Here is a 2,079-nt window from a genome sequence, read left to right as displayed (position 1 = left end):
CCCGCCACACCGATCGGTGTGGCGGGCTTCATCAGATGTGGGTGCTTACTTCTTGCCCTGATTGGCGACGGCGGCAGCAGCTGCGGCGGCGGCTTCGGGGTCGAGGTAGCGTCCGCCCTTGGTGACGGGCTCGAAGTTGTCGTCGAGTTCGTAGACGAGGGGCATGCCGGTGGGGATGTTGACGCCGACGATGTCGTCGTCACTGATGCCGTCGAGGTGCTTGACGACGGCGCGCAGCGAGTTGCCGTGTGCGGCGAGCAGCACCGTCTTGTCGTCCTGCAGGTCGGGGACGACCTCGTCGTGCCAGTAGGGCAGGAAGCGCTCGATGACGTCCTTGAGGCATTCCGTCAGCGGCGCGTCGTCACCGAGGTCGGCGTAGCGAGGGTCGGCGTCCTGGCTCCACTCGCTGCCCTTCTCGATGGGCGGCGGCGGCGTGTCGAAGGAGCGGCGCCACGTCATGAACTGCTCTTCGCCGTACGTGGCGAGCGTCTCGGCCTTGTTCTTGCCCTGGAGAGCGCCGTAGTGCCGCTCGTTGAGGCGCCAGCTGCGCTTGACCGGGATCCAGTGACGGTCGGCTGCGTCGAGTGCGAGGTTGGCCGTCATGATGGCGCGGCGCAGCAGCGACGTGTGGACGACGTCGGGCAGGATACCGTTCTCGACAAGCAGTTCACCGCCGTGCGTGGCCTCGGCCCTGCCCTTGTCGGTGAGGGGCACGTCGACCCACCCGGTGAACAGGTTCTTGGCGTTCCAGTCGGACTCTCCGTGACGGAGCAGGATCAGCGTGTGCGTCATACCTCCAGCCTATCGCCGGCGCCCGTGCGAGGGTGGGGCGTCACAGCTCGGTGGTCGGATCTTTCGCCGTCGCCTCATCGTCCGCCCTCGCCTCGTCGTCGCGGTCGTTCTCGAGGAGGTGGCGGAAGGCGTCGAGGTTGCGCGTCGACTCGTCGTGCGTGACGCGCCAGTGCCATTCTTTCTTCATCGACGACAGGAAGCCACGCGCGAGGACGTCGTTGAAGATGCCGTCGCTCGCCTCGAGCATCGCGCCGAGCAGGACGTCGAGGCCCGCCGTGTCGAGCCCCGCCAGCGGCAGTCGGCCGGTGAGGTAGACGTCGCCGGAGGAGTCGATGCCGTACGCGACGCCCGGCAGGCGCAGGTTGCGCTGCAGGAGTAGCCGGTAGACGTCCTCGTGGTTCTCGTCGGGGTTGCGCACGACGAACGCCATCGCCTTGAGCGTGCGGTCCCCGACGACGAGCGAGACGACCGTCTTGAGCTTCTTCTCCCCCGGCAGCGTGACGACGAACTCGCGCTCGCGCGCCCCGAGATCCCATTCGAGGCCGGATTCCTCCAACCATTCGCGCACGAGGGTGGTGGCGGCTTCGACCAGGTCAGCGTCAGACATGACACCAACCTACGCGGCCGTCGCCGCTCGCGGCATCACCCCGTCCGGCCTTCGCACCCTCAGACCGTCACGGCACGATGGCGCTGGGCACCCCGGCGAGCGCACGGGAGGCGTCGATGTAGGAGCTCGTCTCCCGCCGGCACGCGTCCTCATAGACGGCGAGGAGCTTGTCGACGCTCGCGTCCCAGCTGTAGTCCTGAGCGTGGCGGGCGGCACGGCGGCCCAGTTCATCGATGCGTGGCGGGTCGTCGAGCAATGCGGCGAGCTCCTGCGCCCACGCCGCCGGGTCGTGGCCGTCGACGAGGACGCCGCCGTCTCCGACGGCCGTCGGCAGCCCACCGACCGCCGCGGCCACGACGGGCGTGCCGGAGGCGGACGCCTCGATCGCGACGAGCCCGAACGACTCGCTGTGCGACGGCACCGCGACGACATCCGTCGCATGGAACCAGGTGACGAGTTCGCGCCGCGAGACGGGCGGCACGAAGTCGACGACGTCCTTGACGCCCAGCTCGCGCGCGAGCGCCTGCAGCGCGAGGGGCTTGTCGAGGCCTGAGCCCGACGGCCCGCCGACGATGACGAGTCGCAGCTTCTCGCGGCGCCACGGGGCGTCCTCGATCATGCGAGCGACGGCACGCACGAGGACGTCGGGCGCCTTGAGCGGCTGGATGCGGCCGACGAAG

The 2,079-nt window shown here is 69.3% G+C and carries 3 protein-coding genes; all 3 read right to left on the bottom strand.

The genetic code is table 11. The features are described 5' to 3' along the window. Window positions 1–45: 45 nt before the first annotated feature. On the bottom strand, window positions 46–792 hold the full coding sequence (locus tag AX669_RS01975) for a phosphoglyceromutase (protein ID WP_062256226.1): 747 nt from the start codon (window positions 790–792) through the stop codon (window positions 46–48). A gap of 40 nt (window positions 793–832) precedes the next feature. Continuing rightward, window positions 833–1,399: a YbjN domain-containing protein gene (locus AX669_RS01970; RefSeq protein ID WP_062256224.1), complete on the bottom strand. Its 567-nt coding sequence runs from the start codon at window positions 1,397–1,399 to the stop codon at window positions 833–835. A gap of 67 nt (window positions 1,400–1,466) precedes the next feature. Beyond that, window positions 1,467–2,079, bottom strand: a 613-nt coding sequence (locus AX669_RS01965; protein ID WP_156444891.1) for a glycosyltransferase, incomplete at its 5' end; no start/stop codon positions are given.

This window comes from Dermacoccus sp. CCH2-D9, assembly GCF_001556795.1.
Taxonomy (GTDB): Bacteria; Actinomycetota; Actinomycetes; order Actinomycetales; family Dermatophilaceae; genus Dermacoccus; species Dermacoccus nishinomiyaensis.
Note: the sequence above shows the minus strand (reverse complement) of the source record. Positions and strands in the feature narration are given on the sequence as shown.